This window comes from Sphingobium trunci, from assembly GCF_022664535.1.
GTDB lineage: Bacteria > Pseudomonadota > Alphaproteobacteria > Sphingomonadales > Sphingomonadaceae > Sphingobium.
Genome location: NZ_JAKUJY010000002.1, coordinates 301,831 through 308,141, shown reverse-complemented (window position 1 = coordinate 308,141; position 6,311 = coordinate 301,831). Strand labels below are relative to the sequence as shown.

Annotated in this window: 7 protein-coding genes and 1 other RNA gene; 3 read left to right on the top strand and 5 right to left on the bottom strand. The window is 65.3% G+C overall.

The genetic code is table 11. From position 1 onward, the window contains the following. Nucleotides 1–172 precede the first annotated feature (172 nt). From MJ601_RS03565 to MJ601_RS03550, 5 genes are all read right to left on the bottom strand, one after another. On the bottom strand, nt 173–415 hold the full coding sequence (locus MJ601_RS03565) for a DUF2842 domain-containing protein (protein ID WP_242123300.1): 243 nt from the start codon (nt 413–415) through the stop codon (nt 173–175). Beyond that, entirely contained in the window at nt 412–990 is a 579-nt protein-coding gene (locus MJ601_RS03560) for a 5-formyltetrahydrofolate cyclo-ligase (RefSeq protein ID WP_242123298.1), read from the bottom strand. Before MJ601_RS03560 ends, MJ601_RS03565 begins: the two co-directional genes overlap by 4 nt. 39 nt (nt 991–1,029) lie before the next feature. Beyond that, a non-coding RNA gene (gene ssrS / locus MJ601_RS22075) (6S RNA) lies at nt 1,030–1,186 on the bottom strand. Nucleotides 1,187–1,198: 12 nt separating this feature from the next. After that, the gene (locus MJ601_RS03555; protein ID WP_242123297.1) at nt 1,199–1,534 is read right to left on the bottom strand and encodes a cell division protein ZapA; all 336 of its coding nucleotides are present in this window, start codon (nt 1,532–1,534) and stop codon (nt 1,199–1,201) included. Then, nucleotides 1,527–1,739 (bottom strand): hypothetical protein, encoded by a 213-nt coding sequence (locus MJ601_RS03550; protein ID WP_242123296.1) that lies wholly within the window; start codon nt 1,737–1,739, stop codon nt 1,527–1,529. Before MJ601_RS03550 ends, MJ601_RS03555 begins: the two co-directional genes overlap by 8 nt. 184 nt (nt 1,740–1,923) lie before the next feature. Between MJ601_RS03550 and tkt the strand changes: the two genes are divergently transcribed. The 3 genes from tkt to MJ601_RS03535 all read left to right on the top strand — a co-directional run bounded on the left by tkt (nt 1,924) and on the right by MJ601_RS03535 (nt 6,214). Next, nucleotides 1,924–3,891, top strand: a complete 1,968-nt coding sequence (tkt, locus tag MJ601_RS03545) for a transketolase (RefSeq protein WP_242123294.1) — start codon at nt 1,924–1,926, stop codon at nt 3,889–3,891. A gap of 35 nt (nt 3,892–3,926) precedes the next feature. Beyond that, nucleotides 3,927–4,937, top strand: a complete 1,011-nt coding sequence (gene gap, locus MJ601_RS03540) for a type I glyceraldehyde-3-phosphate dehydrogenase (RefSeq protein ID WP_242123292.1) — start codon at nt 3,927–3,929, stop codon at nt 4,935–4,937. A 74-nt stretch (nt 4,938–5,011) separates the two neighbouring features. Then, nucleotides 5,012–6,214, top strand: a complete 1,203-nt coding sequence (locus tag MJ601_RS03535; protein ID WP_242123290.1) for a phosphoglycerate kinase — start codon at nt 5,012–5,014, stop codon at nt 6,212–6,214. Nucleotides 6,215–6,311: the final 97 nt, after the last annotated feature.

The window sequence follows — 6,311 nt, the reverse complement described above, 5'->3', positions numbered from 1 at the left end:
ATATTGGACGTAAAAATCCCCTTGCGGGATGGCGTGCGAGGGGGATGGCCGGACGCTGGTGGGAGGAACGGTGGATGTCGTGCCATTTCCCCTCTACCATGCTTCGCATGGTCCCCCTCCCCATCTCTCGATGGGGAGGATTTGGGAACTGAGCGATCCGCCCGTCTCCGCGTTAAAAACTCCGCCAGCGGCCGGTTTCCATCCAGGCGAGCAGGCGTTTGAGGGGGAGAACCCAGATCCAGATCAGGCCCAGGAAGATATAGACCGGCACCTGCACGATCATCGGCAGGCGGCCGATCGGGCCCGACAGGCTGCCCACCAGCACCGCCCAGAGCGCGATCAGGGCCAATATCATGAACATGCCCGCAGGCTTGCGCCAGCTGGGCTTGTAGGCGTGGCGGGGATCGATGCTCATTCCGGCAGGCCCTCGATCAGTTCGACTTCGGTCAGGATCAGGTGGAGCGGCAAGTCCCAGGGGTCGGCGGGCACATTTTCCTGTTCCTGGACCGACCAGCCAAGGCCGATCCGCAGCGCATCGGGATAGCGGGCGAAGGCGCGGTCATAATAACCGCCGCCTTGCCCCAGCCGGTTCATCGCCCGGTCGAAGCCGACGAGCGGCGCGATGATGGCATCGGGCACCACCGGCCCCTCGCCCGGATCGGGATGGCTGGTGCGGAACGGGCCGGGCTGGAGCGGCTCGTCCGGCCGCCATTGCAGGAAATCCATGGAGCCCAGGCGATCCAGCACGCGGGGGAGGGCGACGGTCTTGCCCATGGCCTGCAGCGGCGCCGCGAGCCGCTGGGCCGGTGCCTCGTCGTCCAGCCCCATATAGAGTGCCACGATCCGCGCGTCCGCCAGACGCTGCGCGAGCGGGGAGGGGATCACCTTGAAGGCGAGCCGGTGGGCCAGCGGATCGAGCATGGACAGGAAGGCGCGCCGCCTTTCCCGCGCCAGCGCGCGCAGCCTCGTCTTGTCGGTGTCGTCGCTCATCGAGGGGCCTGATTCGATCCGGGTTTGGGGGAGGAGGGTGACGGGACCGCCTCGGCCGTGTGCTGGAAAATCCTCTGACGCCTCAACGTCAGGTGGGAACCATGTAGATCGGGCCGGAGCCCGCCCAGGGACAGTCCCCGTGGATGTGATTATCGCCTCAGGGATGTTCGCTAAAGCTCGTACCGCGCAGTGCCCGTCGCCACTCTATTTAGGCTTGCGCCGTGGCGGCGGCAAGACGGTCGCGCAGCTTTTCTATGCGGGCGGCGAGGGATTCGAGCGCGCGCACGGCGGGTTCATCCTCCGGTTCCAGGGCCAGGCTCTGCTGCCGGCCGATCGCTTCCCGCTTCAGGTCGTTGAGTTCGTCCGCGAGGAAGAGGGCCGAGAACAAAAGGGTGCGCACCTCCGTCAGGCCGGGCGTGTTCTGCTGGGCCAGCCGCGCCTTGCGCTCGATCAGGTTGGCGAGATTGGCCAGATGGGCTTCCTCCCCGTCGCGGCAGCGTATGTCATAGACGCGCCCGGCGATGTGCAATGTGGTTTCAGCCACCGGTCTGCCCCTTCAATTCGGTGATGAGATTGTCCAGCGACTGAAGCGCCGCGCGCGCCGCCAGGCTGTCGATGCCGGGAGAGGATTCGCCGGGAGAGGACTGGGTGGAGGGAGCGGCCGATAAGAGGCCATCCATATCCTGTTCGAGCTGGCTGATCGCACGCTCCAGCGTGGCGATCGCCTTCATCATCCGGTCGCTTGCCATGCATCCTGCCATAGACAAAGTTTTCACCGTGCAAAAGCCGTCATTGGGCGAGTTGGAGGCGACTGGGCGCACCCCTGGGGCTGGCCATGGTTGACGCCTTGTCCCGGAGGCGACAAAGGGGGCGCAATTTCGATTCGCAGGCCTTAACAGGGGGCCGATCGCAAGCAGGAAAGACGCCGCCTCGATGACTGTCTCCGAAAAGTCCCTCGCCAGCGCCATCCGGGCGCTCTCCATGGACGCGGTCCAGGCCGCCAACAGCGGCCATCCGGGCATGCCGATGGGCATGGCGGACGTCGCCACCGTGCTGTTCGGCGATTATCTGAAGTTCGACCCCAAGGCGCCGAAATGGGCCGACCGCGACCGTTTCGTGCTGTCGGCGGGCCATGGGTCGATGCTGATCTATTCGCTGCTGCACCTGACCGGCTATGCGCGTCCGACGATGGAGGATATCCGCAATTTCCGCCAGTTGGGCAGCCCCTGCGCCGGGCATCCGGAGAATTTCGAGCTGGCGGGCGTGGAGGCGACCACCGGGCCGCTCGGGTCGGGCCTGGCCACCGCCGTCGGCATGGCGATTGCCGAGCGGCATCTGAATGCGCAGTTCGGCGACGATCTGGTCGATCATCGCACCTGGGTGCTGGCCGGCGACGGATGCCTGATGGAAGGCATCAACCATGAGGCCATCGGTCTGGCCGGCCACCTGAAGCTGGGCCGCCTGATCGTGCTGTGGGACGACAACAAGATCACCATCGACGGTTCGGTCGACCTGTCGAGCAGCGAGGATGTCCGCGCCCGCTATGCCGCGACCGGCTGGCATGTGGTGTCGTGCGACGGGCATGATGTCGCCGATGTGCGCCGCGCCATCGACGAGGCGCTGGCCGATCCGCGTCCGTCGCTGGTCGCCTGCGCCACCAAGATCGGCTATGGCGCGCCCAACAAGGCGGGCACGTCGGGCGTCCATGGTTCGGCTCTGGGCGAGGCCGAAGTGGCCGCCGCCCGCGAGTTCCTGGGCTGGACCGCAGAGCCGTTCGTGATCCCCGACGACATCGCCGCCGCGTGGAAGGCGATCGGCGCCAAGGGCGAGGGCGTTCGCGCAGAATGGCAAGGCCGTCTGGCAAACAGCGGGAAAGGCGCGGAATTTTCGCGCCGCATGGCTGGCGAGCTGCCCGCCGGTTTCTCGCTCGACGCCTATATCGACAGCCTGATCGCCAACCCGCAGAAGGTCGCCACCCGCAAGGCGAGCGAACTGGCGCTGGGCGCCATCAACGACCTGCTGCCCGAAACGCTGGGCGGTTCGGCGGACCTCACCGGGTCCAACAACACCAAGACCAAGTCGACCGGGCCGCTCACCAGGGACGATTATTCCGGCCGCTACGTCTATTACGGCATTCGCGAGTTCGGCATGGCCTGCGCGATGAACGGCATGGCACTGCATGGCGGCGTCATTCCCTATGGCGGCACTTTCCTGGTGTTCTCCGACTATATGCGTGGGGGCATCCGCCTGGCCGCGCTGCAGGAAATCCGCGCGATCCACGTGCTCACCCATGACTCCATCGGTCTGGGTGAGGATGGTCCGACCCACCAGCCGATCGAACATGTCATGTCGCTGCGCATGATCCCGAACCTTGACGTTTATCGTCCGGCGGACGTTGTCGAGACGGCGGAATGCTGGGAACTGGCGCTCAAGGATGCGGATGGTCCGTCGGTGCTGGCGCTGACCCGCCAGAATCTGCCGCAGCTGCGCACGGAGAAGGTCGCTGAAAATCTCTGCGCGAAGGGCGCCTACCGGTTGAAGGCGGCGGGCGCCGACCGTAAGGTGGTGCTGATCGCCACCGGCTCCGAGGTCGAAATCGCCGTTGCCACCGCCGCGCTGCTGGAGGAGCAGGGCATCGGCGCCGACGTCGTTTCCATGCCGAGCTGGGCGCATTTCGAGGCGCAGCCGCAGGCGTATAAGGATGATCTCCTTCCGCACCATGTGCTGCGCGCGTCGATCGAGGCAGGAACGACCTTCGGCTGGGAGCGCTATACCGGCATTGCGGGGCTGCGGTTCGGCATCGATAGCTTCGGTGCCTCGGCGCCGGCGGAAGATTTGTACGATCATTTCGGCCTGACCGCCGCGAAGATCGCGCCGCAGATCGTGGCAGCGCTCGACTGAAATTAGACCAACCGTCAATCCGGGAGACAAGTGCAGTGGCAACGAAGGTAGCAATCAACGGTTTCGGCCGCATCGGCCGTCTGGTGGCGCGTGCCATTCTTTCGCGCACCGACCATGATCTGGAACTGGTGAGCATCAACGATCTGGGCGATGCCCAGTCCAATGCCCTGCTGTTCAAGCGTGACAGCGTGCATGGCAACTGGGCCGGTGACGTCAGCGTGGATGGAGACGCGCTGATCATCAACGGCAAGCGCATCGCCGTCACCGCCGAGCGTGACCCCGCCAAGCTGCCGCATGCCGCGCAGGGCGTGGACATCGCGCTGGAATGCACCGGCATCTTCGCCGACAAGGCGAAGGCAAGCGCGCACCTGACCGCGGGCGCCAAGCGCGTCGTGATCTCGGCTCCGGCGACGGGCGTCGACAAGACGGTGGTGTTCGGCGTCAATCATGAAACGCTGAGCGCCGACGATATCGTCATCTCGAACGCGAGCTGCACCACCAATTGCCTCGCGCCGCTCGCGAAAGTCCTGCATGATGCCGTCGGCATCGAAAAGGGCTTCATGACCACGATCCACAGCTACACCAACGACCAGAACACGCTGGACCAGCTGCACAAGGACATGCGCCGCGCCCGCGCCGCTGCCCTGTCGATGATCCCGACCACCACGGGCGCCGCCCGCGCGGTGGGTGAGGTTCTGCCCGAACTCAAGGGCAAGCTGGACGGTTCGTCGGTGCGCGTGCCGACCCCGAACGTCTCGGTCGTGGACCTCAAGTTCATCGCCAAGCGCGCGACCAGCGTGCAGGAAGTCAACGAGCTGCTGAAGGCCGCTTCGGAAGCGGGGCCGCTCAAGGGCGTGCTCGGCTATTCGGACGAGCCGCTGGTTTCGATCGACTATAACGGCGATCCGCGCAGCTCGACCGTCGACAGCCTGGAAACGGCCGTGATCGACGGCACGCTGGTCCGCGTGCTGAGCTGGTACGACAATGAATGGGGCTTTTCGAACCGCATGATCGATACCACCGGTATCGTGGCGAAGTTCCTCTAAGACCCGAAAGCCCCGCCGGACCGATCCGGCGGGGTTTTTCAACAGACTGCAATGTGATTTTACAGGGAGCGATCATGGCAAAGCCGTTCAAGACACTCGACGACATGGGGGACATCACGGGCAAGGTGGTGCTGGTGCGCGAGGATCTGAACGTGCCGATGCAGGATGGGTCCGTGACCGACGACACCCGCCTGCGCGCCGCCATGCCGACCGTACTGGAACTGGCCGACCGCGGCGCGAAGGTGCTGATCCTGGCCCATTTCGGCCGTCCCAAGGGGCAGAAGAACCCGGAATTCTCGCTATCGAAGATCACCCGGCCGCTGACGGCGGTGCTGGGCCGCGACGTGCAGTTCATCCCCGATTGTCAGGGCGAGGCGGCGGTCGACGGCATCAAGGTGATGCGCAACGGCGATATCGCGATCCTGGAAAATACCCGCTTCCATGCCGGGGAAGAGAAGAATGACCCGGCGCTGGTCGAGGCGATGGCGGCGATCGGCGACCTTTATGTCAACGATGCCTTTTCCGCCGCGCACCGCGCCCATGCCTCGACCGAGGGGCTGGCGCACAAGCTGCCTGCCTTTGCCGGGCGATCGATGGAGAAGGAACTGGATGCGTTGCAGGCGGCGCTGGGCGAGCCGGTGAAGCCGGTCGCGGCGGTCGTCGGCGGCGCGAAGGTATCGACCAAGCTCGATGTGCTGAACAACCTTGTCGCCAAGGTCGATCACCTGATCATCGGCGGCGGCATGGCCAACACCTTCCTCTATGCGCGCGGCGTCGATATCGGCAAGTCGCTGTGCGAGAAGGATCTGGCCGGGACGGCCGAGGCGATCTTCGAAAAGGCGGAAGCGGCCGGTTGCACCATCCACCTGCCCTATGATGTGGTGGTGTCGAAGGAATTCGCCGCCAATCCGCCCAGCCTGCGGACCTGCAACGTGCATGAGGTGGCCGGGGATGAAATGATCCTGGACGTCGGCCCGGCCGCTGTCGAGGCGCTGGGCGACGCGCTCAAGAATTGCCGGACCCTGGTGTGGAACGGACCGCTGGGCGCGTTCGAGATCGCACCCTTCGACAAGGCCACGGTGGCGCTGGCCAGGACCGCCGCCGCGCTCACCAGGGAAGGCGGCCTGACGTCCGTCGCAGGCGGCGGTGATACCGTCGCAGCGCTCAACCATGCCGGTGTGGCTGCGGATTTCAGCTTCGTTTCCACCGCAGGCGGCGCTTTCCTGGAGTGGATGGAAGGCAAGGAACTGCCCGGCGTCAAGGCGCTGATGGCTTAGGTTTTGGAGGTTTCAGTCCATGGCGGGCTGCAAATGGCGGTTTTCCGGGCTTCCGGCGCTCACGACCTGTGGGTCGCACTGCGCCGGTTCTGGAAAT